The 26098-nt window shown below is 70.7% G+C and carries 17 protein-coding genes and 1 riboswitch; of the genes, 13 read left to right on the top strand and 4 right to left on the bottom strand.

Annotated features, from left to right (window positions below; translation table 11 throughout):
* The first annotated feature begins 13 nt into the window (after nt 1-13).
* From ACFO6Q_RS11750 to ACFO6Q_RS11720, 7 genes are all read left to right on the top strand, one after another.
* Entirely contained in the window at nt 14-4129 is a 4116-nt protein-coding gene (locus ACFO6Q_RS11750) for a choice-of-anchor Q domain-containing protein (protein WP_380021218.1), read from the top strand.
* Nucleotides 4126-6858: a choice-of-anchor Q domain-containing protein gene (locus tag ACFO6Q_RS11745; RefSeq protein ID WP_380021216.1), complete on the top strand. Its 2733-nt coding sequence runs from the start codon at nt 4126-4128 to the stop codon at nt 6856-6858. The genes ACFO6Q_RS11750 and ACFO6Q_RS11745 overlap by 4 nt, the downstream gene beginning before the upstream one ends.
* A gap of 75 nt (nt 6859-6933) precedes the next feature.
* A riboswitch (TPP riboswitch) is annotated at nt 6934-7028 on the top strand.
* Nucleotides 7029-7119: 91 nt separating this feature from the next.
* Nucleotides 7120-8997: a phosphomethylpyrimidine synthase ThiC gene (gene thiC, locus ACFO6Q_RS11740; RefSeq protein ID WP_380021214.1), complete on the top strand. Its 1878-nt coding sequence runs from the start codon at nt 7120-7122 to the stop codon at nt 8995-8997.
* 94 nt (nt 8998-9091) lie between these two features.
* Nucleotides 9092-10087, top strand: a complete 996-nt coding sequence (locus tag ACFO6Q_RS11735; RefSeq protein ID WP_380021212.1) for an aspartyl/asparaginyl beta-hydroxylase domain-containing protein — start codon at nt 9092-9094, stop codon at nt 10085-10087.
* A gap of 137 nt (nt 10088-10224) precedes the next feature.
* Nucleotides 10225-10827 carry a ferritin-like domain-containing protein gene (locus tag ACFO6Q_RS11730; protein WP_380021210.1) on the top strand — a complete coding sequence of 201 codons (603 nt, stop codon included), beginning with the start codon at nt 10225-10227 and terminating at the stop codon, nt 10825-10827.
* 90 nt (nt 10828-10917) lie between these two features.
* A complete protein-coding gene (locus ACFO6Q_RS11725; protein WP_380021208.1) occupies nt 10918-11928 on the top strand; it encodes a DUF2333 family protein in 1011 nt (336 codons plus the stop codon).
* A 138-nt stretch (nt 11929-12066) separates the two neighbouring features.
* Nucleotides 12067-13716 (top strand): ArnT family glycosyltransferase, encoded by a 1650-nt coding sequence (locus ACFO6Q_RS11720; protein WP_380021206.1) that lies wholly within the window; start codon nt 12067-12069, stop codon nt 13714-13716.
* A gap of 286 nt (nt 13717-14002) precedes the next feature.
* On the opposite strand, the gene ppa is transcribed toward ACFO6Q_RS11720, so the two are convergent.
* The 3 genes from ppa to ACFO6Q_RS11705 form a co-directional block, all read right to left on the bottom strand.
* Complete coding sequence (ppa, locus tag ACFO6Q_RS11715; RefSeq protein WP_380021204.1) at nt 14003-14539, bottom strand: inorganic diphosphatase; 537 nt, start codon at nt 14537-14539, stop codon at nt 14003-14005.
* A gap of 142 nt (nt 14540-14681) precedes the next feature.
* The gene (locus ACFO6Q_RS11710; protein ID WP_380021202.1) at nt 14682-15974 is read right to left on the bottom strand and encodes a thioredoxin family protein; all 1293 of its coding nucleotides are present in this window, start codon (nt 15972-15974) and stop codon (nt 14682-14684) included.
* The gene (locus tag ACFO6Q_RS11705; protein WP_380021200.1) at nt 15971-18133 is read right to left on the bottom strand and encodes a prolyl oligopeptidase family serine peptidase; all 2163 of its coding nucleotides are present in this window, start codon (nt 18131-18133) and stop codon (nt 15971-15973) included. Before ACFO6Q_RS11705 ends, ACFO6Q_RS11710 begins: the two co-directional genes overlap by 4 nt.
* Before the next feature lie 128 nt (nt 18134-18261).
* Between ACFO6Q_RS11705 and ACFO6Q_RS11700 the strand changes: the two genes are divergently transcribed.
* The 5 genes from ACFO6Q_RS11700 to ACFO6Q_RS11680 all read left to right on the top strand — a co-directional run bounded on the left by ACFO6Q_RS11700 (nt 18262) and on the right by ACFO6Q_RS11680 (nt 22941).
* Nucleotides 18262-18687, top strand: coding sequence for a CopL family metal-binding regulatory protein (locus ACFO6Q_RS11700; protein WP_380021198.1), 426 nt, complete (start codon nt 18262-18264; stop codon nt 18685-18687).
* 170 nt (nt 18688-18857) lie between these two features.
* Entirely contained in the window at nt 18858-20654 is a 1797-nt protein-coding gene (locus ACFO6Q_RS11695) for a copper resistance system multicopper oxidase (RefSeq protein WP_380021196.1), read from the top strand.
* Nucleotides 20651-21709 carry a copper resistance protein B gene (locus ACFO6Q_RS11690; protein ID WP_380021194.1) on the top strand — a complete coding sequence of 353 codons (1059 nt, stop codon included), beginning with the start codon at nt 20651-20653 and terminating at the stop codon, nt 21707-21709. The genes ACFO6Q_RS11695 and ACFO6Q_RS11690 overlap by 4 nt, the downstream gene beginning before the upstream one ends.
* A 10-nt stretch (nt 21710-21719) precedes the next feature.
* The gene (locus tag ACFO6Q_RS11685) at nt 21720-22424 is read left to right on the top strand and encodes a c-type cytochrome (RefSeq protein ID WP_380021192.1); all 705 of its coding nucleotides are present in this window, start codon (nt 21720-21722) and stop codon (nt 22422-22424) included.
* Between the two features lie 22 nt (nt 22425-22446).
* On the top strand, nt 22447-22941 hold the full coding sequence (locus ACFO6Q_RS11680) for a YybH family protein (protein WP_380021190.1): 495 nt from the start codon (nt 22447-22449) through the stop codon (nt 22939-22941).
* Nucleotides 22942-22995: 54 nt separating this feature from the next.
* On the opposite strand, the gene ACFO6Q_RS11675 is transcribed toward ACFO6Q_RS11680, so the two are convergent.
* Entirely contained in the window at nt 22996-23481 is a 486-nt protein-coding gene (locus ACFO6Q_RS11675) for an MgtC/SapB family protein (protein ID WP_380021188.1), read from the bottom strand.
* Nucleotides 23482-23692: 211 nt separating this feature from the next.
* Between ACFO6Q_RS11675 and ACFO6Q_RS11670 the strand changes: the two genes are divergently transcribed.
* Nucleotides 23693-25912, top strand: a complete 2220-nt coding sequence (locus ACFO6Q_RS11670) for a LysM peptidoglycan-binding domain-containing protein (protein WP_380021186.1) — start codon at nt 23693-23695, stop codon at nt 25910-25912.
* The last annotated feature ends 186 nt before the right edge of the window (nt 25913-26098 follow it).

Here is a 26098-nt window from a genome sequence, read left to right as displayed (position 1 = left end):
ACGGAGAACGTTCATGAGGAACCTCGCGCGTCGGGGAAGGCACCGGCTGCTGTGGCCGGTGCTGTCGCTGTGCTGCGCCGCCGCTGCGCCCGCGGCGGCGGAAACCCTCCTCGTCACCCACACCGGCGACAGCGGTGCCGGCAGCCTGCGGCAGGCGATGCTCGACGCGATGGCCAGCACGGAAGCGAGCACGATCACGTTCGCGCCGACGGCCGACGGCGTCATCACGCTGGCCTCGCCGCTGCCCGAGCTGCTGGCGTCCGGCGGCGACCTCGCCATCACCGGCAACGGCGCGGCCGCCACGATCATCGACGGCGCCGGAGCGCACCGGCCGTTCTTCGCGCAAAACGCGACCGGCCTGAACTTCGCCCTGCGCCAGCTGACCGTGCGCAACGGGCGGGCCGGCGGCAGCACGCTCAACGGCGGCGCGATCCATTTCTCCGGCGCCTCGCTGAGCGTGGAGGGCGTGGACTTTTCCGGCAACCGCAGCACTTCGGGCAGCGGCGGGGCGATCTACGCGTCCGCGGCGGTCACCTTCGAAAACAGCGTCTTCGCCGCCAACCGGGCGAACATGGGCGGCGCCTTCGAGGTCTGGGACGGGCCGCTGCTGGTGCGCAACACCACGGTCGCCGGCACCGAAGGAAACAACACCGTCATCGTGTTCGGCGGCGGTGCCGCCGCGCGGGCGCGGCTGGTCAACGCGACGGTGGTCGACAACCAGGCGCGCGGCCTCCAGTTGCGCATGAACGCGACGCTGTCGATCACCAATTCGCTGCTGGCCGGCAACGGCGCCTACGACATCGGCACGACGGACAGCGCGACGGTCGATCTCGCCACGTCGTTCAACAACGTGATCGGTGTGCAGTCCGGCGCCGCACTGGCCGACGGGGTCAACGGCAACCGGATCGGCGTGACCGAGGCGCGGGTCGGTCCGCTCGGCGACTACGGCGGCGCCACCCGCACCGTGGCGCTGCTGCCCGGCAGCCCGGCGCTGAACGCCGGCGCCGCGAACGGCCAGGACATTCCCGCCACCGACGCGCGCGGCCTCGCCCGCGTCGGCACGCCGGACGTCGGCGCGTTCGAATCGCGCGGATTCACCTTGACGCGGGTCGGCGGCAGCGGGCAGTCGGCGGTGGTGAACACGGCTTTCGCCGATCCGCTGGTGGTGCAGGTGGTCGCCGTCGACGGCGGCGAACCGGTCGCGGGCGGCCGGGTGGATTTCGCCGGACCGGCCAGCGGCGCCGGCGCACTGCTGACCCCGTCCGCGATAGGTTCCGACGGTCGTGCGCAAGCCACGGCCGTCGCCAACGACGTCGTCGGCGGGCCGTACACCGTCACCGCCGTCGCGGCCAACGGCGACGGACCGGCGCTGGGCGCGGACTTCTCGCTGAGCAACGTGGACGGCAGCTGCGCCGCGTTCGTCTTCCCCTACACGCTGGCCGGCGCCGACAACGCCGCGCGCGTGGCCGAGCTGCGCCAGGCGATCGAGTGCGCCAACCTCAACGCCAGCGACGACGTGATCGACCTCGACGACAACGCGCTGGTGTTCGGCGACGCCCCGTACACCGACGCGAACGGCGCCGACGCGCTGCCGGTCGTCACCGGCGTGCTGACCCTTCGCAACGGCGCGCTGGAACGCGACGCCTCGGCGCCGCCGTTCCGCTTCCTCGACGTCGCCGCGGGCGGCGACCTGACCGTGCACGCGATGCAGCTGCGCAACGGCTCGGCCGACACCGAAGGCGGCGCGATCCGCGCCGACGGCGTGCTGCTGGTGAAGGCCAGCCTGTTCGAGGACAACCGCGCGGCGACGCGCGGCGGCGCGATCGCGACGCATGCGGGCACGACCCTCGTCACCTCGCGCTTCGAGCGCAACGCCGCGGTGGACGGTGCCGCGATCGCCGGCGGAGACGCCGACGCGATTCCCGGCGGGGACGTGACGCTGGTCGCCCAGTCGCGCTTCGAGGACAACGGCGACGGCGACAGCCGCTCGGTGATCTGGAACAAGAGCTATTTCGCGATGGTCGGCAGCCTCGTCGCCGGCAACCAGCTGTCCGCCGCTGGCAGCTCGCTGCTTTTCTTCCACGACGACACCGCCGTGGCGGAAATGCGCAACGTCACGATCGCCGGCAATGCGGTGCAGGGCGAGCTGCTCTCGCGGCCGTCGGCGAACGTACAGCTGCACAACGGCATCGTCTGGGACAACCAGTACGGCAGCCTCGGCAACGTCTCGCCCACCCACAGCATCGTGCCGGGCGTCCCCGCCGTGAACGGCAACCTCGACCAGCCGCCCGGTTTCGTCGGCACGCCCGGCGACTACCGCCTCGACGCCGGCAGTCCCGCAATCGACGCCGGCGACAACGGTTACGGCTTCACCGACGCCTTCGACGCCGACGAGGACGGCGACACGGACGAGATGGCGCCGGACCTCGACCTGAACCCGCGTCCGTTCGACGACGCCGGCGTGACCGACACCGGCAACGGCGACGCGCCGCTCATCGACATGGGCGCCTACGAATACCAGACCGCCTCCGTCGCGGCCGGCATCGCGGTTTCGCCGACCGGTGGCCTCGTCACCACCGAGGCCGGCGGCACGGCCACCTTCACGATCGTGCTCGAGCGCTACCCGGCCGCCGACGTCAGCGTGACGCTGTCCAGCAGCGACCCCACCGAAGGCCTCGTCGCCCCGGCCGGCCTGACCTTCACGCAGGCGGACTGGAACCAGCCGCGGACCGTCACCGTCAGCGGCCTGGACGACGGCGTCGTCGACGGCGACCAGGCCTACACGGTCGTGATCGCGCCGGCGAGCAGCGCAGACCCGGCCTACGCCGGCATCGACCCGCCGGACGTGGCGGTCGTCAACGAGGAAGGCGAGATACCGCCGCACCACATCGGTGGCACCGTCATCGGCCTGCTCGGCGACGGCCTCGTGCTGTCGCTCGACGGCACCGGCGAAACCCTGCCGATCGCCGCCAACGGCCGCTTCGACTTCACCACGGCGCTGGCGCCGGGCGCGGCGTACTCGGTCACGGTCGCCGCCCAGCCGCAGTCGCCGGCGCAGGACTGCGTCGTCGTCAACGGCAGCGGCACGATGGGCGCCGTCGACGTCGACAACGTGGTCGTCAACTGCGGCGCATCGACCGCCTACGCGATCGGCGGCACGGTGAGCGGGCTCGCCGGCGGCGGCCTGGTCCTGCAGCTCAACGGCGGCGGCGACCTGGCCGTGTCCGCCGACGGCGCCTACGCGTTCCTGCCGCGGCTGGCCGACGGCGCCAGCTACGTCGTCACCGTGAAGACGCAGCCGCCGGGCCAGCTGTGCACGCTCGCCAACGCCACCGGCACGGTGCAGGGCGCCGACGTCACCGACGTCGACGCGAGCTGCGCGCCGCTGCAGGCGCAGCTGCATCTGGACGTCGACGACGGCCACGAGTTCGCGCGCTACGGACAGGTGCGCGACTACTTCGTCACGCTCGGCAACAGCGGCAACGTCGCCGCCGACGGCGTGGCGCTCGTCGGCGCGTTCAGTGCCGCCTTCGACGTGGCGAACGTGCAGTGGCAATGCCTCGGCGGCGCGAGCCTGTGCGGCAGCGCCGGCGCCGGCGGCTTCGCCGACACGGCGAACCTGCCGGCCAACAGCAGCGTGACCTGGATCGTCAGCGTGCCGGTGCTGGCCGGCAGCACCGAAGACCAGGCCACGTTCACGGTGGACTTGCCCTCGGGCCTTTCGGACGCCGACACCGACACGCTGGTGATCTTCCGCGACGGCCTCGACGTGCCCTACGCCGACGGCACGCAGGCGGTCGAGCCGCTGCCGCCGCTGGAGAGCGTGCCGATCCCGTGGCCACCCGCCCGCGGTGACGGCATCGCCGTCGTGCGCGCGTTGCGCACGCCTGCCGGCGGGGTCGAGGTGCAGCGCCTGGCTTTCGGCGGCGCGGACTTCGTGCGCCTGCTCGGCACGGATCGCGCCGGCCGCCAGCACGCCAGCGCGTGGGCGCGCGTCGCCGCGGGTGCGCGGCTCGTCGTCGGCCGCGCGGTCGATGCGCAGGACACATCCATCGTGCTGCTGGAAGGCGCGGAGCGTCCGTTCGCCCTGGCGCAGGACACGAACGAAGACACGGGAGAAACCCAATGAGGATCGCGGCTACGCACGGAACGGTTTCCGCGGCGCTGTGGCTGGGCGCGCTGTGCCTGGCCGGCGGTGCCTTCGGGCATGCGCAGGCGGCCGTCTGCCGCGTCGCCGTCGGCGGCGCGGGCGGCAACGACGGCAGCAGCTGGGCGCAGGCGACCGACCTGCCGTCGGCGCTCGCCGATCCGGCCTGCAGCGAGGTCTGGGTGGCGCAAGGCGCGTACCGGCCGGCGGCCGGCACCGATCGCGCGGCGACGTTCGCGATCCGCTCCGGCGTCGCCGTGTACGGCGGCTTCGCCGGTACCGAGAGCGCCCGCGATCAGCGCGATCCGGCGGTGCATCGCAGCGTGCTGTCCGGCGACATCGGCGGCGACGACGTGGTCGACGCGCACGGCGTCACTGCCGCCGCGACCGACATCGTCGGCAGCAACAGCTACCACGTCGTGCGCATCGACGCCGCCACGGCCGACACCGTGCTGGACGGCTTCACGCTCAGCGGCGGGCAGGCCGACGGCGCCGACACCGTGCTGTCGGGCGGCGGCGGACTGCTCTGCTACGGCGCCGGCCAGGCGTGCGGTCCGACCCTGCGGCGGCTGCTGTTCCGCGGCAACTTCGCCATGTCCGGCGGCGGCATGGCCTGCGTCGCGCAGGCGCAGGGCAGCTGCGATGCCGTGCTGGAAGACGCCGCCTTCATCGGCAACGCCGCCGCGCTCGGCGGCGCGGTGGCGAACGCGGGCGAGGGCGGCGGCGTCGCCCGCGCGCACCTGCGCAACGTCACCTTCAGCGGCAACAGCGCCACCCAGGGGGCCGGTGCGTTCATCAATGTGGGCGGTACCGACGGCAGCGCCGAGGCGACGCTGGCGAACGTCACCTTCAGCGCCAACGACGCACCGTTCGCCGGCGCGGTCGCCAATTTCAGCTTGGGCGGCACGGCCCAGGTGACGCTGGCCGAGTCGATCCTGTGGGGCGATTCGCCCGACGAGGTCGCCAGCCAGGGCGGCACGGTGAGCGTGCGCCGCAGCGTCCTGCAGGGCGCCTGTCCCGCCGGCGTGACCTGCACCGAGACCGTCGCCGGCAATCCGCAATTGGGCGCGCTGCACGATGCCGACGGCGCGATGCCGGTGCTGCTGCCCGGAACCGGTAGCGCCGCGATCGATGCGCTCGCCTGCGACGACGCTCCCGCGGCCGACTCGCGCGGCGTCGCGCGTCCGCAAGGCGCGGGCTGCGACGCCGGTGCGGCGGAAGTGCGCCAGGCGCATGTCGTCGTCGCGGTGAGCGGCGCCGGCAAGGTCGGCGCGATCGCCGCGACGACGCCGCTGGGCGCGGCGATCGCCGAGTGCCGGCAGGACACGGGTGCGTGCGCCGCCTGGTACCGCATCGAGCCCGATGCACCGGCGGTCGCCCTGGCCCTGCAGGCGGATGCCGGCAGCGCCGTGCAGTCGGCGAGCGGCTGCGGCGGCAGCCTCGCCGACAACACGTTCACCACGGCGATGCTGGACGGCGACTGCACGGTGCAGGTGGCGTTCGCGCCGGCTGTGCATGCGATCGGCGGCACCGTCACCGGACTGGCCGGCAGCGGCCTGGTGCTCTCGCTCAACGGCACGGAAAGCCTGCCCGTCGCGAGCGACGGCTCGTTCGCGTTCGAGACGGCCATCGCCAGCGGCGATCCCTATGCGGTGACCGTTGCCACGCAGCCGGGCGAACCGTCGCAAATCTGCGCGGTCGCCAACGGCAGCGGCACGGTCGGCGAGGTCGACGTCACCGACGTGGTCGTGCACTGCGGCCCGGCGCTCACCTACACCGTCGGAGGCACGCTGAGCGGCCTGGCGAGCGGCGCCTCGATCACGCTGTCGATCAACGGCGGCAGCGAGCTGACTCTCGCCGCGAACGGCGCCTACGCATTCGCGCCGCACTTCGCATCGGGCGACGGCTACGTCGTCGCGGTGAGCGCGCAGCCGGCCGGTCAGCACTGCACGCTGGTCCACGCCGAAGGCACGATCGGCGTCACCGACGTCATCGACGTCGACGTGGCCTGCGCCGCGGGCGGCGCCCGGCTGCAGCTGGAGGTGACCGACGGCGGCGACTACGCGCGCTACGGCCAGGTGCGCGACTACTTCGTCACCCTGCGCAACATCGGCAACGGCGCAGCCGACGGCGTGACGGTCGGCGCCGATCTCGACGCCGCCTTCGACGTCGCCAACACGCAGTGGACCTGCGTCGGCGGCGCGCCGGGCACGGCCTGCACGGCGCAGGGTGCGGGCGGCTTCGCCGACATCGCGACGCTGCCGCCCGGCACCAGCCTGGTGTGGATCGTCCGCGTGCCGGTGCGCGCCGACGGCGATGCCGCCACCGCCACCTTCCTCGCCCGCGCCGACGGTGCCGGCGAAGCCGCCGACACCGACACGCTGGTGGTGTTCCGCGACGGCGTGGACGTGCCGTACGCGGACGGCGTCGAAGCGGTGCAGCTGGCGCGCGGAAACGCCACTGGCGTAGCGACGGAACCGGCATCCACACGGCGGTCCGTTGCGCGCACGATGCCGCCGCCGGAGGCGCGCGAAGGCGCCGCAGCGGCGTGGCGCTCCGCCGCGGACGGGCGACGTCTCGCCGCCGCCGCCGCACCGGCCGGATCGCTGCCGACGGCGGTGCCGGTGGACGATCCGGCCGCGCTGCTGAGCCTGTTGCTGCTGGTCATGCTCGGCGGCGGCGCGGCGATGTCGCGCCGCAGGCGCTCGTGAGCGCGGTTTCTTCCGCCGCCGGACCGGTCCGGCGGCGCTGGCTGGCTGCGCCGGGGTGAACGTGTTTCAATGGCTGCCTTGAAGCGGGGGTGCCGGCGGTCGCCGGCTGAGAGAGTCCCTTCGAACCTGATCCGGTTAGCACCGGTGTAGGGAGCTTGATGTGCTTTTGCGTGCTTGCGCGCAAGAGGCGAAAACCGCGCGTTTACGTGCGGACTTCTCACGGAAAGCTCCCTCTGTCGGCCCGATATCGAGGAGCTTGAAATGAACGCCGTACCTTCCGAACTGCTGCGCCAGACCGCAGAGCTTTCCGATTCCGTCACGCGGCCGATCCCGGGCTCGCGCAAGATCCACGTCGAAGGTTCGCGCGCCGACGTCCGCGTGCCGATGCGCGAGATCGCGCTGGCCGACACGCCGTCGCTGTTCGGCGCCGAGAAGAACGCGCCGTTCGCGGTCTACGACACCTCCGGGCCGTACACCGATCCGGCCTATCGCGTCGATCTCGCCGCCGGCCTGCCGGCGCTGCGCGCCGGCTGGATCGACGGGCGCGGCGACACCGAGCGGCTCGCCGACTTCAGCTCGCCGTTCACGCGCCGGCACGCCAATGCGCCGCAGCTGGCCGACGTGCGCTTCCCGAACATTCCCAAGCCGCGCGTGGCCAGGTCCGGCGCTAACGTGTCGCAGATGCACTACGCGCGCCGCGGCATCGTCACGCCGGAGATGGAGTACATCGCGATCCGCGAGAACCAGCGCATCGAGGCGATCGGCGAGGCGCACCTGCTCAAGCAGCATGCCGGCCAGTCGTTCGGCGCGGCGATCCAGAAGCGCATCACGCCCGAATTCGTGCGCGAGGAAGTCGCGCGCGGCCGCGCGATCATTCCGAACAACATCAACCATCCGGAAAGCGAGCCGATGATCATCGGCCGCAACTTCCTGGTGAAGATCAACGCGAACATCGGAAATTCCGCGGTGACCAGCTCGATCGCCGAGGAAGTGGAGAAGATGGTGTGGGCGATCCGCTGGGGCGCCGACACCGTGATGGACCTGTCCACCGGCAGGCACATCCACGAGACGCGCGAGTGGATCCTGCGCAATTCGCCGGTGCCGATCGGCACGGTGCCGATCTACCAGGCGCTGGAGAAGGTCGGCGGCGTCGCCGAGGACCTGACCTGGGAGCTGTTCCGCGACACGCTGATCGAACAGGCCGAGCAGGGCGTGGACTACTTCACCATCCACGCCGGCGTGCGCCTGCCGTTCGTGCCGCTGACCGCGCGGCGCGTCACCGGCATCGTCAGCCGCGGCGGCTCGATCATGGCCAAGTGGTGCCTGGCGCATCACCGCGAATCGTTCCTGTACGAGCGCTTCGAGGAAATCTGCGAAATCATGAAGGCCTACGACGTCGCCTTCTCGCTCGGCGACGGCCTGCGTCCGGGCTCCATCGCTGACGCCAACGACGCGGCGCAGTTCGCCGAACTGGACACCCTCGGCGAACTGACGCAGATCGCCTGGAAGCACGACGTGCAGACCATGATCGAGGGCCCCGGCCACGTGCCGATGCACCTGGTCAAGGAGAACATGGAGCGCCAGCTGGAGAAATGCGGCGAGGCGCCGTTCTACACGCTGGGGCCGCTGACCACCGACATCGCGCCCGGCTACGACCACATCACCTCGGCGATCGGTGCGGCGATGATCGGCTGGTACGGCACCGCGATGCTCTGCTACGTGACGCCGAAGGAGCACCTGGGCCTGCCCGACAAGCAGGACGTGCGCGACGGCATCATCACCTACAAGATCGCCGCGCACGCGGCCGACCTCGCCAAGGGCCATCCCGGCGCGCAGGCGCGCGACAACGCGCTCAGCAAGGCGCGCTTCGAGTTCCGCTGGGACGACCAGTTCAACCTCGGCCTGGATCCGGAGAAGGCGAAGGAATTCCACGACGAGACCCTGCCCAAGGACGCGCACAAGACCGCGCACTTCTGCTCGATGTGCGGACCGAAGTTCTGCTCGATGAAGATCACCCAGGACGTGCGCGACTACGCCAGGGAACACGGCGTCGGCGACGCGGACGCGCTGGCCGGCGGCATGGCGGAGAAGGCGGCGCAGTTCCGCGAGCAGGGCGCCGAGGTCTATCGGCGCGCGTGATGCGGCTATCATGCGGCGATCGCCGCCGTCCGCCGGGCATGCGTCCGGCGGACGCGACCGCGCCTGACGAGCCCGCGCCTGACGAGAGCCGCGCATGAAGCTTCCCGTACCGTTCATCCAGCTGCCGCTGAGTTTCGACGCGCAGGCGCTGGCCGCCGAGATCGCGGCCTTCGACGAGAGCCTGTGGCGTCCGCATCCGACCGGCATGGCCGGCAACTCGGCCCTGCCGCTGGCGGCCGTCGACGGCGATCCCGCGCGCGGCGACTCGCTCGAAGGGCCGATGCGTCCGACCCCGGCGCTGCAGCGCAGCCCGTACCTGCGCCAGGTGCTGGGCAGCCTCGGCGCGGTGCTCGGGCGCATCCGCCTGATGCGCCTGTCCGGCCGCGCCGAGGTCGAGGAGCACGTCGACCTGGACTACTACTGGAACGAGCGCGTGCGCGTGCACGTGCCGATCGTGACCCAGCCGACCGTGCGGTTCTCCTGCGGCGGCACGCAGATCAACATGGCCGAGGGCGAGTGCTGGATCTTCGACACCTGGCGCATGCACCACGTGCTCAACGACGCCGACCGCGCGCGCGTGCACCTGGTCGTCGACAGCATCGGCGGCCCGCCGTTCTGGGATCTGGTCAACGCCGGCCGGCCGCACACGATGCCGAAGGGGAACTGGTCACCGCGCCGGGTCGCGCCGCAGGCGGGCGCGCCCGAGCCGGTGCTCGCGTTCGAGTCGGTCAACAGCCAGTCGCCGATGAGCTACTGGGAACTGCGCGACCACGTGACCTTCCTGCTCGGTGAAGCCGAGCCGCATCCGCGCCTGCAGGAAGCCGCGCAGCTGGCCGGCCTGTTCGTGCGCCACTGGCAGGCGCTGTGGTTCCGTCACGGCGCCGACGAGGCCGGGCTGCGCGAGTATCGCGACCTGCTGGCGGGATTCTTCGCCCGCATCGGGCCGGCCGCGAGCGAGGTTCCGCTGCGCAACGGCGTCGATCTCGGCGCAGCCCTGCGCGGCCTGCTCGGCCGCGCCGTGCGCCGCCCCGACGCGGCGCCGGCCAGCGAGGAAACCTCGCGCGGCGCCCCGCGCGCGGCGCGCGCCTGATCCGCGCCGCCATTTTGCGGCGGCCCGGTGCCGCCAATTCCGCTCAGTCAGCTCGAAGACATGCGCGCGGCGTACCATGCGCCGGACCCTTGCGTGCGTCCGCAACGGACCCGGCATCCCACCCACAGGAGGCAGGCATGACCGCGAATCTCGGCAACGACAGGCCGTTCCTTTCCGACATCCAGACGATCCGCAAGCGCGCCCGCGCGCACATGGAACGCGGCGCCGTCACCGACAGCTACACGCTCGACCGCCAGACGGTGCTCAAGCTCCTCAACGAGGCGCTCGCCACCGAGATCGTCTGCGTGCTGCGCTACAAGGCGCACTACTACCTGGCCTCGGGCATCAACGCCAAGAGCGTCGCCGCCGAGTTCCTCGAGCACGCGGCCGAGGAGCAGACCCACGCCGACCAGATCGCCGAGCGCATCACCCAGCTCGACGGCACGCCGAACTTCTCGCCCGACGGGCTCTCCGGCCGCAGCCATTCCGAGTTCGTCGTGCCCGAAGACCTGGCCGCGATGATCGAGGAGAACCTCGTCGCCGAGCGCATCGCGATCGACAGCTACCGCGAGATCATCCACTACGTCGGCGACCGCGACACGACCACCAAGCGCCTGCTCGAGCAGATCCTCGCCGTCGAGGAGGAGCACGCCGAGGACATGAAGACGCTGATGGAGAACTTCGGCGCCAAGGGCGAACCGGCCAAGCCGGCCAAGAGCGGCAACGGAAAGAAGAAATAGCCCCGCCTTGGCCTAGAATGGGGCGCAATGCCGCGCGGCCGCGCCGACCGCCGCGCGGCTCCTCTTCAGGCCAACCGAGCGAGGGACGACATGGACGCAACCGGTAATCGCGCCCGCGGCTGGATCGTCCGCGGCATCGGCGTGGCGCTCGCCGCGTACGTGGTGGTCGTGCTCGCGCTGATGTGGTGGTGGGACTACGAGCCGCCGCATTTCGACGTGGCCAAGGCGGCGCAGGAGCGCGCCGCGGCGAAGAAGCAGGCGGTCGTGACCGGCTCGGTCACCACGTCGGCCCTGCTGACGATTGCGCAGACCCTGCTCGACAAGCGCGGCGGCTATCTCAGCAACGACAGGTTCCCGCCCGGCGTGCTGATGGACAACGTGCCGAACTGGGAATTCGGCGCGCTGACCGCGACGCGCGACCTCGCGCGCACGCTGCGCAACGACTGGAGCCGTTCGCAGACGCAGTCGGTCGAGGACAAGGACCTGCAGGAAGCCGAACCGCTGTTCAGCTCGCCCAACGACCGCTGGCTGCTGCCCAGTTCCGAAAGCCAGTACCGCAAGGCGATCGCGCACGTCGACGGCTATCTGACGCGGCTGGCCGACGACGACGCCTCCAACGCGCAGTTCTACGCCCGCGCCGACAACCTCGCCGACTACCTGCAGACGGTTTCCGCACGGCTCGGCTCGCTGTCGCAGCGGCTGTCGGCGGCGGCCGGGCAGGTGCGCATCGACACCGACCTGGCCGGCGACCGCAACGCGCAGCAGTCCAAGCCGGCCGAGAGCCCGCGCCTGGTGCAGACGCCGTGGACGAAGATCGACGACAACTTCTACGAGGCGCGCGGCTACACCTGGGCGCTGCGCGAGCAGCTGGAGGCGGCGCGCATCGACTTCGCTCCGGTGCTGCACGACAAGAACGCGCTGATCAGCCTGGACCAGGTCATCCGCGAGCTGGAGGAATCGCAGAAGCCGCTCGGCAGCCCGATCGTGCTCAACGGCCGTCCGTTCGGCTTCTTCGCCAACCACTCGCTGGTGATGGCCAACTACATCTCGCGCGCGAACGCGGCGATCCTCGACCTGCGCGAGCTGCTGCGCCGCGGATAGGAATTGGGGGGTGAGGGCTGAGAGGTGAGGGCTGAGGGCTGAAAAGCGGGGGCGTCGGCCGGCCCGCTTGCCGGCCTGGCTCTCAGGCCGGAACGCTCCCTCGTATACTGCGCGCTTCCCGTGCTGTGATCCGTCTCCGTGAGCCTTCTTCAATCCGCGGCGCCCGCCTGGCGCCGGCTGCTCGATCATCCGCTGTTCCTGGGCACATTGCTGCTGCTGCCGGTGGTCTGGCTGCTGGTGCCGGTGCCGATCGACGAGACGCGCTACCTCGCGGTCGCCTGGGAGATGCGCCAGACCGGCGAGTTCCTGGTGCCGCACCTCAACGGCGACACCTACGCGCACAAGCCGCCGTTCCTGTTCTGGATGATCAACGCCGGCTGGCTGGTCACCGGCGTGCACGCCTGGACCGGCCGCGCGATGACCCTGTTGTGCTCGATCGCCAGCCTGCTGCTGCTGCAGCGCCTGACCCTGCGCATGGGCGGCTCGCAGACGGCGGCGCGCAACGCGATGTGGATCCTGCTCGGCGCGATCTACTTCGCCGCGTTCGCCAACGCGATCATGTTCGACGTGCCGCTGACGACCTGCGTGCTGCTCGCCGTGCACGGCCTGCTCGACCTCGCCGTCGGGCGCACGCGCCGCGGCATCGTGCTGGCCGGCGTCGCGACCGGACTGGGCATCCTGGTCAAGGGCCCGGTGATGCTGCTGTTCGTGGCGATCGTCGCGCTCGGCGCGCCGTGGTGGAGCGATCGCCTGGCCGGGCGCCGCGCGCGCTACTTCGGCGCGTTCGCGCTGGCCTTCCTGCTCGGCGCGGCGATCGCGCTGGCGTGGGCGATCCCGGCCGCGCTGCACGGCGGCCCGGAGTACGCGCGCGCGATCTTCCTCAACCAGACCTTCGACCGCATCGAGGGCGTAGTCGGCGCCAGCACGCACAGCCGCCCGTGGTGGTGGTACGGCGTGGTCTTCCCGGCGATGCTGCTGCCGTGGCCGCTGGTCATCCGCGGCCGCTGGCGCGAGCTGCGCGCGCTGCTGCCCGAGCCTGCGCTGCGCCTGGCGCTGGTCTGGGTCGTGCCGACCTTCCTCGCGTTCTCGTTCATCGGCGGCAAGCAGCCGCACTACCTGCTGCCGGCGATTCCGGGCGTGGCGCTCGGCCTGGCCTTTGCGCTCGATCGCGGTGCGCTGCGCGTGCGCAGCGGCCTGTTCGCGCTGCTGCTGGTCGCCTTCGGATTCGTGTTCGCCGCCGCGCCGTACTTCGCGGCGACGCGCGAGCGGCTGGCCTACGTCGGCGACGCGACGCCGGCCTGGGGCTTCGTGCTGGCCGGGCTCGGCGTGCTGCTGCTGGTCTTCGCGCGCCGCGCGCGCACGCCGGCGCTGCCGGCACTGGCGATGATCACGGTGGCGCTGCTGATCAAGCTGGCCGTCGTCGAAGGGCCTGGCCAGCGCTACGACATGAGCGCGATCGGCGAGCGCATCGCGCAGGCGCAGCAGCGCGGCCAGGCGGTGGTGCACCTGGGCTGGCACCACGGCGTGTACGAGTTCGCCGGGCGGCTGACCCAGCCGCTGCCGGTCCTGATGGAGGCGAAGGAGCTCGACGCCTGGGCGCAGCGCAATCCCGACGGGCTGGTGGTGAGCTTCTACCGCCGCTTCCGCTTCCGCGCCACGCCGGTGTTCTCGCAGCCGTTCCGCGGCGGCGAGATGTCGATCTGGAACGTGCGCGAAGCGCTCGCCTCGGGCATCGACCCGGCGGTCGCGCACACGCGCGATCCGGCCGAGGATTTCTCCGACGATTGACGTCTTCGCCGTCGAACGGTTGCGCGTCAGGCCCGAGCGGACCACTCGTTCCTCGCCCGCACGGGCAACTCATCGTCTCTCCCGCAAGAGACCCCGTTCCCGCAAGAGGCGCCGTCGCCGCAAGAGGCTTCGTCATTCCCGCGAAAGCGGGAATCCATCCTGCTCTTGATCGTACGCAGGAAAAGCGCAAGTGGATCCCCGCTTTCGCGGGGATGACATCAGTTGCGGCTTTGCGGGGTTCCTGCAAGCGGAAGAGAGGCGACGGCGCGCTTGCGAAAGCCCGACGTCAGTCCGCCGCCGCGACGTAGCGCTCGACGCCGGCCAGGATCTCGCGCTTGGCTTCTTCGGCGCCGACCCAGCCGTCGATCTTGACCCACTTGCCCTTCTCCAGGTCCTTGTAGTGCTCGAAGAAGTGGCCGATGCGCTCGAGCCAGTGGCCGGAGACCTGGCTGATGTCGGTGATGTGCGCGTAACCGGCGAACACTTTCGCCACCGGCACCACCACCAGCTTCTCGTCGCCGCCGGCCTCGTCGGTCATTTTCAGCATGCCGACCGGGTGGCAGCGGATCACCGCGCCGGGCACCAGCGGCAGCGGCAGGATCACCAGCGCGTCGAGCGGGTCGCCGTCGCCGCCAAGGGTCTGCGGCACGTAGCCGTAGTTGCACGGATAGCGCATCGGCGTGGACAGCACGCGGTCGACGAAGATCGCGCCGCTGGCCTTGTCGACCTCGTACTTGACCGGTTCGGCGTCCTTCGGGATCTCGATGATGACGTTGATTTCGTTCGGCACGTCGGCGCCGGCGGGAACGCGTTCCAAGGCCACAGCTTGCTCCTGATTGCGGGGTCCGGACGACGCCCGGAAAGGCGCGAAGGATAATGCACGCTGCTGCGACGCAGCAATTCGGCGCAATGCCGCAACCGCGTGCTTTGCCCTTGCGCCGCGTCCCGCGCCGGCGCAACCGCGCTCAGGACTTCAGCGCTTCCTTCAGCTTGTCGACCTGCTCGGGGAACCAGCGGCCGTTCTGCTCGAGCACGTCGGCCACGACCTGCTCGGCGTCGGCCTGCCGGTGCAGCGCCTTCAGCGCCTTCACGCGCAGGGTCGCGACGGCGAGGCGGTTCACGCCGTAGGCCTTTTCCGCCGCCTGTTCCAGCAGCGGCAGCGCCTGCGCCGGCTGGTCATGGTCGAGCAGGCTCTTGCCGTAGCGGTACGGATAGACGTAGTCGTCCGGATACGCCGCGATCAGTTTCGGATACAGCGCGTCGAGTTCGGCGTTGCGGCCGGCGCGCGCCAGGTACACGCGCAGGTTGTCGGCGGCGTTGCGGTCCTTCTTCAGGTCGTCGCCGAGGCGCGCGCGCGTGTCGTCGACGGCGCGGTTCAGCACGGCGGTCTCCGCCGCCGTGTCGCCGAGCGCCTTGTCGAGATCGGCGGCGGCGATCACGCTGCTGCGCTGGTCGGCGCAGGACGGCTTGGCGACGAACACCTGCTGCGACAGCAGCGCATCGAGCGGCTTCTTCTGCGGCGCGAGCACGGCGTGGCGCCGTTCCTTCGGCAGTTTCTCGCCGGCCTCGAGCAGCTGGTCGACCACGTACGGGCGGTCGCAGCCGATCTCGCCGGCCAGCACGCGCTGCGCCGCCTCGACCACGGCCGCGTCGTCGTCGGCCTTGTCGGCGCGGGCGAGTTCCAGGCGGTCGCGCCACAGCGTGATCGACGGGTCCTTCGCCGCAGCGTCGCGCACCTTCGGCGGCAGGCCGGCGTACCAGTCGAGCCCGGCCTGGCCTTCGCCGCGCGCCTGGTAGGAGCCGAGCACGCCGGCGATCGCCTCGGTCGAGCCCGTCGCGGCCTTGCGCTTGAGGTCGTCGAGCGTGCTCGCGCCGGCGAGGATGCTGTCGAGGTTCGGATAGAACTTCTCGCGCGGCTGCTCGGCCAGGATGCGGCCGAGTTCGGCACCGTCCTCGTTCAGTACGACGTAGGCCGGCAGCGCCTTGACCGCGAGCTTCTTCATCCACGCGTTGCCGTCGGGCGAGTCGGCGTCGATCTCGGCGATCACCGCCCTGCGGTGCAGCGCATCCCACTCCTTGCCGTTGAGCACGTGCGTGGCCATGAAGTAGCACGAGTAGCACCACGGCGCGCTGAAATCGATCAGCACCGGCTGGTGCGCCTTCTTCGCCTGCGCCAGCGCCTCGTCGACGGTGGCGGGGCCGCTGGCGTGCAGCGCGCCGGACAGCAGGAGTGCGAACAGCGGGAGTGCGGATTTCATGGCGAGGCCTGCGTGAGGTGGTTCCAGAGGAAGGAGTAGGCGAGCGCGTGCATGAAGGCCGACTGGCGGTTGTCGGCGGCAGCGCCGTGGCCGCCTTCGGTGTTCTCGTAGAACCACACGTTCCGGTAGCCGAGCTGCTGCGTCATCTTCGCCGCCATCTTGCGCGCCTGCACCGGGCCGACGCGGTCGTCGCTGGTGGCTGTGTAGAACAGCACGGGCGGGTAGTCCATTGCCTTTTCGACATTTCGATAGGGCGAAAACTTCTGGATGTAGGCCCATTCCTCCGGCTTGTCCGGATCGCCGTACTCGGCGATCCACGAGGCGCCGGCCGACAGCTTGGTGTAGCGCTGCATGTCCAGCAGCGGCACCTCGCACACGATCGCGCCGAACAACTGCGGATACAGCGTCAGCATGTTGCCGACCAGCAGGCCGCCGTTGCTGCCGCCTTCCGCGCCCAGGTGCGCGCGCGAGGTGATGCCGCGCGTGACCAGGTCCTGCGCCACCGCGGCGAAGTCCTCGTAGGCGCGCAGGCGATTGGATTTCAATGCGGCCTGGTGCCAGCGCGGACCGTATTCGCCGCCGCCGCGGATGTTGGCGATCGCGTAGACGCCGCCGCGCTCCAGCCACGAGCGCCCGACGCTGCCGCTGTAGGTCGGCTGCAGCGAAACCTCGAAGCCGCCGTAGCCGTAGAGCAGGGTCGGATGGCTGCCGTCGGGCTTCAGGCCCTTCGGCGCGATCACGAAATACGGCACGCGCGTGCCGTCCCTGGAGGTCGCGAAGAACTGCTTCACTTCGTTCTTCGAGGCGTCGAAGAACGACGGCGCCTGCTTGACCGGCTTCGCCTCGCCGTCGCCCAGGGTGCCGTAGTACAGCGTGGTCGGATCGAGGAAGCCGCTGACGGTGAGGAAGTACGCATCGCCCTCGTCCGCGTCGACGCCGCCGGCCTCGATCGTCGACAGCGCCGGCGCGCCGCCGAGCGGCGCGCGCTTCCACTCGCCCGCGCCGGCCGGCGGCGTCAGCACTTCGAGCTTGCTGACGACGTCGTCGAGCACGTCGAGGATCAGGTGGTGGCGGGTCCAGGAATAGTTGGACAGCGAGGTCGTGTCGCTCGGCGCGAACAGCACGGCGAGGTCGCGCCTGCCCGCCATGAAGTCGTCGAACTTCGCCGCCAGCAGCGAGCCGGACGGATAGGTCTTGCCGCCCGTCGTCCACGCCGTGCGCGGCTGGACCAGCAGCCATTCGCGGTGCGCGTCGACGTTGGCGTCCAGCGGCACGTCGATTTTCGTCAGCTTGCCGTCCGCGCCGCGCAGGAAGGTTTCGCTGGTGAAGAAGTCGATGGTGCGCACGACGAAGTCGCGTTCGTGGCCGGGCGTGAGGTCGCGGTAGGCGGAGATCGCCAGGTCGTCCTCGGTGCCCTCGTAGACGAGCTTGGCCTCGGCCAGCGGCGTGCCGCGGCGCCATTCCTTGACGATGCGCGGATAGCTCGACTTGGTCATCGAGCCGGGGCCGAAGTCGGTGGCGACATAAAGGCGGTCGGCGTCGATCCAGGCGACCTGGGTCTTGGCTTCCGGCAGCTCGAAGCCGCCTTCGACGAACCTGCGCTCGTGCAGGTCGAATTCGCGCACCACGTCGGCGTCGCCGCCGCCCGGCGACAGCGAGACGAGGCAGCGGCGGTACTCCGGCTTCAGGCACTGCGCGCCGTGCCAGACCCAGGACTTGCCCTCGGCCTTGCCGAGCGCGTCGACGTCGATGACGGTTTCCCAGGCCGGCTGCTCCTTGCGGTATTCGGCCAGGGTCGTGCGGCGCCACAGTCCGCGCGGGTGGTCCTTGTCCTTCCAGTAGTTGTAGTAACGCTCGCCGATCTTGGCGACGAACGGGATCTTCGCGTCGGAATCGAGCACTTCGAGGATGCGCGAGCGCATCGTCTCGAACTGCGGCGTGCCGGCATAGGCCTTGGCCGTGCGCTCGTTCTCGGCGCGCACCCAGGCCAGCGGTTTTTCGCCGTGGATGTCCTCGAGCCAGAGGTAGGCGTCATCGCTCATCGTTGCGGAATTCTCTTTGGTGGCGGCCGGCGCCGGGGATTTGTTCCCGACCGGCGCGCAGGCGGCCAGGAGGAGGGCGGTCAACGCGAAGGCGTGCCGGGCGGCGGATGGCTGCATGACGGCTCCGGATCGGAAGGGACGCCTATCCTAAACGCAGGCACCGTCCGCGCGGGCCGGGGCGCAGGGTCTGCCGGCGGTGCGCGCGATGCGCGCGGCGCGCTCGTCGATGCGGTATCTTTGGCCGCATGTCCGCCTCCGCCGCCCTGCTGCGACTGCTGCTGAGCCTGGTGCTGGTCCTGAACGGGATCGGCACCGTGGCCGCGTCCGCACGCATGGCCGGCGCGATGGACGGCGCGGCTGGCGCGCATCACGCCGCCGCGTCGAAGCCGGCCCTGGCGAAGCATTGCGCGCATGATGCCGGTGCGGAAGCGACGGATCTCCACGCCGGCCACGGCAAGATGCCGGCGTCGCCGCCCTGCGGCGACCACGCGACGCCGGACTGCTGCGACTCCTCCGCCTGCGGCTGCGCGTGTGCGCAGAGCGGTTCGGGCGCGCTGTTCGCCGTCGTGCAGCTGCCGCCGGTGTTCCCGCACGGCGATCCCGCGCCGCCGCCGTCCACCGGACACGCGGCCCCGGTGCTGGCCCTTGCGATCCGGCCTCCGATCGCCTGAGCGTCCACGGCGCCCGAGGCGCCGTTTCGTCGCGTCCGCAGCTTGCCACCTGGCGCTGTTGCTCTCCTGCGAGCGGGAGAGGTGACGGACTTCCGAGCACTCCGCGCAGCGACGACAGTACGACGCATCCCCGCTCGAGCGGGGCGTTCACGGGCTTTCGGAGTTTTCTCATGTCTTTCGATTTCTTCGGCGGCGACGCCGATGCGTCGCGTTTCCTGACGCGGCGCCGTTTCGTGCAGGGCCTGGCCGCCGGCGGCGCGTTCGCCGCGCTCGGCCTGCGGCCGCGCACCAGCTGGGCGCTGAAGGGTGCCGGTGAACAGAACGTGCTCGCCGGCACCGAGTTCGACCTGCGCGTGGGCGAGACGGCGGTCAATTTCACCGGACGTACGCGCTACGCCGCGACGGTCAACGGCTCGGTGCCGGCGCCGATCCTGCGCTGGCGCGAGGGCACCACGGTGAACCTGCGCGTCGCCAACGCGCTGCCGGCCGGTTCGGTGTACGGCCACCACACCTCGATCCACTGGCACGGCATCCTGCTGCCGGCGAACATGGACGGCGTGCCGGGCCTGAGCTTCAACGGCATCGCGCGCGGCGAGACGTTCCAGTACCGCTTCGACGTGCGCCAGAGCGGCACCTACTGGTACCACAGCCATTCCGGCTTCCAGGAACAGGCCGGCCTGTACGGCGCGCTGATCGTCGACGCCGCCGAACCGGAGCCGTTCCGCTACGAACGCGACTACGTCGTGCTGCTGACCGACTGGACCGATCTCGATCCGGGCGCGCTGTTCCGCCGCCTGAAGAAGATGTCCGACTACGACAACCGCTCCAAGCGCACGGTCGGCGACTTCCTGCGCGACGTCGGCCGCGACGGCTTCGGCGCGACCCTGGCCGACCGGCGCGCCTGGGGCGACATGCGCATGACGCCGACCGACCTGTCCGACGTCAACGCCAACACCTACACCTACCTGATGAACGGCACGACCTCGCTCGGCAACTGGACCGGCCTGTTCCGCTCCGGCGAGAAGGTGCGGCTGCGCTTCATCAACGGCTCGGCGATGACCTACTTCGACGTGCGCATCCCGGGCCTGAAGATGACCGTGGTCGCGGCCGACGGCCAGAACGTGCATCCGGTCACCGTCGACGAGTTCCGCATCGCGGTGGCGGAGACCTTCGACGTCATCGTCGAGCCGTCCGGGCAGGACGCGTTCACGATCTTCGCGCAGGACATGGGCCGCACCGGCTACGTCAGCGGCACGCTGGCCGTGCGCGAAGGCCTGCGCGCGCCGGTGCCGGCGCTCGATGCGTGCCCGATCCTGAGCATGGCCGACATGGGCCACGGCGGCATGGGCCACGCCGGCCACGACATGGGCGCGATGCAGGGCATGGACCACGGCGGCGGCGCGATGGCCGGCATGGATCACGGCGCGCACGGCGGCGGTGCGATGCAGACGCATCCGGCGAGCGAGAACGGCAATCCGCTGGTCGACATGCAGACCATGGCGCCGGTGCCCAAGCTCGACGACCCGGGCATCGGCCTGCGCGACAACGGACGCCAGGTGCTGACCTATTCCGCGCTGCGCTCGCTGTTCGAGGACCCGGACGGACGCGAGCCCGGCCGCACGATCGAACTGCACCTGACCGGCCACATGGAAAAATTCGCCTGGTCGTTCAACGGCATCAAGTTCGCCGACGCCGAACCGCTGCGGCTCAACTACGGCGAGCGCCTGCGCATCACCCTGGTCAACGACACGATGATGACGCACCCGATCCACCTGCACGGCCTGTGGAGCGACCTCGAGGACGAGCACGGCCAGTTCCTCGTGCGCAAGCACACCATCGACATGCCGCCCGGCAGCAAGCGCAGCTACCGCGTGCGCGCCGACGCGCTCGGCCGCTGGGCCTACCACTGCCATCTGCTCTATCACATGGAAGCGGGCATGTTCCGCGAAGTGCGGGTGGAGGAATGACCGCCATGCGCATTCATCCGCCGTGCCTGTCTCGCGCTCTTGCGCTCGCGCTCGCCTGCTCGGGCGGCGGCGTGCTCGCGCAGGAGATGGACCCTTCGCAGCACCAAGCGCACGCGCCGAAGAAGTCCGAGCCGGCGCACGATCACGCGGCGATGGACCACGCTGCGAAAGCGACCGCCGGTTCCGGGCAGACAAACGCCCACGCACAACACGGCGAACACGCCCAGCACAGGGAAGCCGAACCGGCGGCGTCGGTCGATCACGGCAGCATGGATCACGGCAACCACGCCGGCATGGACCATGCCGCGATGGGCCACGCCAAGCCGGCCGCCGCCAGCGAACCGCGTGAACCGATTCCGCCGCTCACCGACGCCGACCGAGCCGCCGCGTTTCCGCCCGGCATGCACGGCCACGAACTGCACGGTTCGCCGGTCAACTCCTATTTCCTGTTCAACCGCCTGGAAGCGTTCGATGCCGATCCGGGCAGCGGCCAGGCCTGGGAGGCGACCGGCTGGATCGGCGGCGATCTCGACCGCCTGTGGCTGCGCAGCGAGGGCGAGCGCGTGCGCGGCAAGACCGAATCGGCCGATCTCGAGCTGCTCTACGGCCGCGCGATCTCGCCGTGGTGGGATTTCGTCGCCGGCGTGCGCCAGGACTTCAAGCCGGGCGATTCGCAGACCTTCGCCGCGATCGGCGTGCAGGGACTGGCGCCGCAGAAGTTCGAGATCTCGGCGACCGCCTACGTCGGCGAGCGCGGCCAGACCGCGGCGCGCCTGGAGGCCGAGTACGAACTGCTGCTGACCAACCGCCTGGTCCTGCAGCCGCTGGTCGAGATCGAGCTGTTCGGCAGGGACGACCCGCTGCGCCACGTCGGTTCGGGCCTGAGCACCGCCGAGGTCGGCCTGCGCCTGCGCTACGAGATCACGCGCCGGTTCGCGCCGTACGTCGGCGTCGTCCACGAGCGCGCATTCGGCGGCACCGCCGACTACCGCCGCGCGCACTCGGAGAAGACCGACGAGACGCGCCTGGTCGTCGGCCTGCGCGCCTGGTTCTGAGGAGGACGCCATGAAAGCGATAGCGAAGACAGTGCTCGCACTCGGCCTCGTCGCTGCCGGCGGCGCGGGCGTGGTGTATTCCGGCGTCTACGACGTCGGCGCGGATGCCCCGCACACGCGGCCGGTGTACGCCCTGCTCGAACTGGCGCGCGAGCGCTCGATCGCCGTGCGCGCGGCCCGCCTCGAGGTGCCGCCGGGCCTGGACGATCCGGCACGCATCCGCCGCGGCGCCGGCAACTACGAGGCGATGTGCGCCGGCTGCCATCTGAAGCCCGGCTCCGCGCCGACCGAGCTGAGTCGCGGCCTGTATCCGGCGCCGCCGGACCTGACGCGCGCGAGCGTGCCGGTCACCGAGGCGTTCTGGGTGGTCAAGCACGGCATCAAGGCCAGCGGCATGCCGGCCTGGGGCCGCAGCATGGCCGACGAGCACATCTGGAACATGGCCGCCTTCCTGCGACAGCTTCCCCAGCTCGATCGCGCCGCCTACGACGCGCTGGTCGCCGCCAGCGAAGGCCATTCGCACGGCGGCGGCGAAAGCGAGGAGCACTCGCACGCGGACGGCGGCGGCGACCACCACGGCGATGCGCCGCACGCCCACGACGAAGCACCGGTCGCCGCGCCGGCCGCGCAAGGCGCCACGCACGTGCACGCCGACGGCAAGACGCACGTGCATCCGTCCGAACCGACGCCGGCCGGCGTCGGCCATGCGCACTGACATCCGCCGAGGAGGAAGATCGATGAAACTACGCCGAGTGTTCGCCGCTGCGCTCGCCGCCGCCCTCGCCATGCCGCTCGCGGCGACCGCGCACGAGGAGGCGAAGTCCGCCGGGCTCGTCGCGAGTGCGGTCAGCGCGCAGGCGCAGCCCGCGGTTGCGGTCGTCGAGCGGTTTTCCGCAGCGCTGCAGGCCGGCGATCTCGAGACCGCCGGCTCGCTGCTCGCCGAGGACGTGCTGATCCTCGAGAGCGGCGGCGCCGAGCGTTCGCGCGCCGAGTACCTCGGCGGGCACGCCGGGCACGATGCGGAATTTCTCAAGCAGGTCCACGTGCAGGTCCTGCGGCGCACGGCGAAGGCCGCGGGCGACTTCGCCTGGGTCGGCACCGAAAGCCAGATGCACGGCCGCAAGGACGGCAAGTCGACCACGGTGCTGAGCACCGAGACGATGCTGCTCCAGCGCGGCGCGGATGGCTGGCGCATCGTGCACGTGCACTGGTCCTCGCGGTCCAAGCGCTGAGGAGGGCTTCATGCACTCGGCGGGCAGGAGCAACCTCGCCGGCCGGAGGGCGCGTCAGCCGTCGGCGCGGTCGCGCGGGGCGGGGCCGGAATCGCCGTCGCCGAGCACGCCGAGCCGCAGCAGGATGAAGGTCGCGGTGGTCGCCAGCAGGGCGATGCCCAGGCAGCCCAGGCCGATCGCGACGCCGATCGCCGCGGTCATCCAGATGCCGGCCGCGGTGGTCAGGCCGCGCACGTCGCGTTCGGCGCTGAGCTTGAGGATCGAGCCGGCGCCGATGAAGCCCAGGCCGGTAACGATGCCCTGGATCACGCGCGAAAGGCCCTCGACGGAGAAGTTCGCACCGATGCAGGCGACCACGAACACGGTCGTGCCGAGACAGACCAGGATGTGCGTGCGCAGCCCGGCCGGTTTGCCCGCCTTCTCGCGCTCCCAGCCGATCAGCGCGCCGAGCGCGATGGCAGCGACGATGCGGATGACCGCCTGGCCGATGTGGCGCATGTCCGGCAGTCCGGCGGCCAGTTCCTCCAGGATCAGATTCATCGGCGTCCCCGTCGGCAGGAAAGCGCCGATGGTAGTCCGGACGGACGGCTCCCGGGGCGAGACCTCGCCGCCGCGGCAGCGGCCTTCGTGCGGAGAGAGCAGGCACACGCGGCGAGCCTGCCGTCGGCGGCCATAGGGTAACTCCCAATGTGCCGCCGATTTCCCGCGCGATAGCATCAGGGCGGGAAGGGGTCCAGCAAGGATTTTTGCCATGGGCTCGCAAGCAATCGGCAACACTTCACTCACCGCGGCACGGCCGCCGCTGCCGGAAAGCGGCCAGGATTTCGTCGCCGAACACGGCGATACGCTGGGCAGCGTCGCGAAGCGGCTCGGCGTCGACGAAGACGAGTTGCGCAAGGCCAATCCGCAGGCGCTCAACCCCGAAGGGCTCTACCCGGGCCAGCGCCTGGCGATTCCGGGATCGCCGCAGCCGGGGCGCGACGGTGTGTCCGCTCCGGTCGACGCTGCCGCGCCCGGCCGCCCCGCCGTCAGCATGACGTTCAAGGACGGCGCCGCCTCGGTGACGCAGAAGATCCCCGCCGCCGATCCGGTGGAAGGGCGCAGCGCGGAGGCCACGCTGAGCGGGACCGCCGACAAGAACGGGGTCAAGGGGGCTGCCCAGTTCAAGGCGCCGACGGATTTCCAGGCGGCCGACGGCTCGAAGGTCGGCGGCGAGTCGACCACGACGTTCGGCGCCGGGTTCGACAACAAGGGCGTGGGCGTCGACGTCACCGCGGACAGGAAGACGACGTCCACGCAACCGGATGGGTCGAGCGCGGGCAGTTCGAGCTCGACGTCGGGCAGCGTCAGGTTCGGCGAGGACGGGCTCGGTTTCGGCGGCAGCCGGAAGAACGGCACGGAAACCAAGGGGCCTGAAGGAACCCTCGCGGGCGCGAGCGAAAGCACCGAGAACAAGGGCAACCTCACGCTCTCGACGAATTCGGTCGGCGGCTCGGTCGAGCGCGAACGCGCCACCGCCACGACCAATGCGCAGGGCACGACGGCGACGACGAAGCATTCGCAGAGCGGGAACGCGACGCTCGGCACCGACAGCTTCAAGATCGAGAAGGGCGTCGGCATCGACGTCGGCGTCAAGACGCCCGGCAAGGTGCTCAGTGCCGGCGTCGGGCTCGCCGTCAACGGCAAGCTGGAAGGCGGCACCAGCAGCAAGGACGGAACGACGACCTCGTTCCTCGGCGCGGAAGCGAGCGCGACCTTGAAGGGCAACGTGTCGATCGGAGGCAAGGAGGACAAGGCGGCCGCCAAGACTCCGCTGCGCTGGAACCTCGAAGGCAGCATTTCCCCCGGCTTCAAGATTTCGGCGGAAACCAGGGTTCCCGACGCGCAGGCCAAGGGCAAGGACACCTCGCCGCTGAAGGTGAATCCGCTCGATCCGGATTCGATGCCGAAAGGCTCGCAGTTCACGCTCAGCACGTCGACCTTCGTCAACACCGACGTGAAGACCGGCATCGGCGTGGTGAAGGCCCAGGCGAAGAGCTCGGCCGAGGACGGATTCACCGTGCTGGCCGAGAAGACCGACGCGAACCGGATCCGCCTCACCGCAGGCCCGACCGCCGCGCTGTCGGCGTCCGGCGGGCTCGGCGTGGATTTCGGCGTGGCCGGCGCGATGCTCGGCCGCGGCGACAAGTTCTCCGACGCCAAGCTGACGAGCGCCGAGTTCGACCTCTCCGATCCGCAAGGGCGGGCGAGCTATCGCGAGGCGCTGCTGACCGGACGATTCCCGACCGACAACGGCGCCGGCGTGGCGGACGTGAAGACGGTGCAGAAACTCGACGTCGCCACGCAGGTGAAGCTCGACGGAAAGCTGGCGTCGTTCGACTTTTCCGTCAAGGGAACGGGGAGCACCGGCAGCGACGTCCTCACCACTCAGCCGGGCAAGCCGACGACGCGCGAGACGGCGTTGCAGTTCGACGACAACGTGTCGCTGGTCATGACGCGCAAGTACGACTCGAACCAGAACGAGCTGATCGACGAGCGCCGCTATTCCTACAAGGTCGACGTCGACGGCAAGAGCGACTGGCTGGTCTCCTCGCATTTCATGAAGCTGGCTTCGCCGGCGCCCCAGGCGGGAATCCAGCCCAGGACCGCGGAGCTGACCTACACCGAAAACGACATGCGCGCGCTCAAGGACGGCGCCGACTACGCGACGTCCAAGGACCTCGCCAACGACGCGGAGGTGCGCAAGCTGAGCAACGATCCGGCGAACGGCTCCTTCGCCAACATGAAGCCGCAGGATTTCGCCGTCGCCCTGATACAGCGCATGGGCAGCACGAACGGCGCGGACGGCGGATTCGTGCAGCATCTGAAGAACATCTTCACCGATTCGAAGTTCGTCCGCGACGCGGCAGGACAGCTGCAGCTGCTCGACGACGCCAAGGCACCGCTGCCGGGCACGCTGCAGATTCGATGACTCGACCTTCGCGCCTTGCGGCGTGGCGGAAACGGCGGCGATCGGGCCGCCGTTTTCGTTTGCGCGCCGTGGGACGGAGCCTTGCGCTTCGCCGTTGCCCGCGATTCGGCGTTCAGGTCCCGGCGGGGCGAGGCTCCTTCGCGGATCGGCGCCCTTGACTCTGGACTGAGGTCCGGGGTTGATACT

The sequence above is a fragment of the Dokdonella ginsengisoli genome, from assembly GCF_042652785.1.
In the GTDB taxonomy this organism is placed as follows: Bacteria; Pseudomonadota; Gammaproteobacteria; order Xanthomonadales; family Rhodanobacteraceae; genus Dokdonella_A; species Dokdonella_A ginsengisoli.
Note: the sequence above shows the minus strand (reverse complement) of the source record. Positions and strands in the feature narration are given on the sequence as shown.

Excerpts from the sequence above, each read along its gene's own strand:
- ACFO6Q_RS11680 (WP_380021190.1), top strand. The coding sequence starts at position 22,447 with ATGAAACTACGCCGAGTGTTCGCCGCTGCGCTCGCCGCCGCCCTCGCC.
- ACFO6Q_RS11695 (WP_380021196.1), top strand. The coding sequence starts at position 18,858 with ATGTCTTTCGATTTCTTCGGCGGCGACGCCGATGCGTCGCGTTTCCTG.
- ACFO6Q_RS11735 (WP_380021212.1), top strand. The coding sequence starts at position 9,092 with ATGAAGCTTCCCGTACCGTTCATCCAGCTGCCGCTGAGTTTCGACGCG.
- ACFO6Q_RS11725 (WP_380021208.1), top strand. The coding sequence starts at position 10,918 with ATGGACGCAACCGGTAATCGCGCCCGCGGCTGGATCGTCCGCGGCATC.
- ACFO6Q_RS11690 (WP_380021194.1), top strand. The coding sequence starts at position 20,651 with ATGACCGCCATGCGCATTCATCCGCCGTGCCTGTCTCGCGCTCTTGCG.
- ACFO6Q_RS11750 (WP_380021218.1), top strand. The coding sequence starts at position 14 with ATGAGGAACCTCGCGCGTCGGGGAAGGCACCGGCTGCTGTGGCCGGTG.
- ACFO6Q_RS11700 (WP_380021198.1), top strand. The coding sequence starts at position 18,262 with ATGTCCGCCTCCGCCGCCCTGCTGCGACTGCTGCTGAGCCTGGTGCTG.
- ACFO6Q_RS11670 (WP_380021186.1), top strand. The coding sequence starts at position 23,693 with ATGGGCTCGCAAGCAATCGGCAACACTTCACTCACCGCGGCACGGCCG.
- ACFO6Q_RS11710 (WP_380021202.1), bottom strand. The coding sequence starts at position 15,974 with ATGAAATCCGCACTCCCGCTGTTCGCACTCCTGCTGTCCGGCGCGCTG.
- ACFO6Q_RS11745 (WP_380021216.1), top strand. The coding sequence starts at position 4,126 with ATGAGGATCGCGGCTACGCACGGAACGGTTTCCGCGGCGCTGTGGCTG.
- ACFO6Q_RS11675 (WP_380021188.1), bottom strand. The coding sequence starts at position 23,481 with ATGAATCTGATCCTGGAGGAACTGGCCGCCGGACTGCCGGACATGCGC.
- ACFO6Q_RS11730 (WP_380021210.1), top strand. The coding sequence starts at position 10,225 with ATGACCGCGAATCTCGGCAACGACAGGCCGTTCCTTTCCGACATCCAG.
- ACFO6Q_RS11705 (WP_380021200.1), bottom strand. The coding sequence starts at position 18,133 with ATGCAGCCATCCGCCGCCCGGCACGCCTTCGCGTTGACCGCCCTCCTC.
- thiC (WP_380021214.1), top strand. The coding sequence starts at position 7,120 with ATGAACGCCGTACCTTCCGAACTGCTGCGCCAGACCGCAGAGCTTTCC.
- ACFO6Q_RS11685 (WP_380021192.1), top strand. The coding sequence starts at position 21,720 with ATGAAAGCGATAGCGAAGACAGTGCTCGCACTCGGCCTCGTCGCTGCC.